Annotated in this window: 1 protein-coding gene; it reads left to right on the forward strand. The window is 60.8% G+C overall.

All coding sequences use genetic code 11. The features are described from left to right. The coding region (locus tag EE949_RS00085; RefSeq protein WP_277423359.1) for a histidine kinase dimerization/phospho-acceptor domain-containing protein at positions 1-291 on the forward strand (291 nt) is incomplete at both ends.

Genomic DNA, 291 nt, shown 5'->3' on the forward strand with positions numbered 1-291 from the left:
CCAACGAATTGCGCACCAGCAACATCCGACTACGCCAGTCCAACGAGGAACTGCAGATTGCACGCAGCACCGCGCTCGATATGGCGCATGCGCGCTCGGCGTTTCTGGCGCACATGAGCCATGAAATCCGCACGCCACTTAACGGCCTGCTCGGCATGCTCGCGCTGTCGCTGGACGGCCCGCTGACGGCCGAGCAGCGTCAGCAACTGTTGATTGCCCACGACTCGGGCAAGGTGCTGGTGGAACTGCTCAACGATATTCTCGCCATGTCCAAATTCAATGCCGGGCATC

Origin of the sequence: Pseudomonas viridiflava (assembly GCF_900602065.1) — a bacterium.
Classification (GTDB): domain Bacteria; phylum Pseudomonadota; class Gammaproteobacteria; order Pseudomonadales; family Pseudomonadaceae; genus Aquipseudomonas.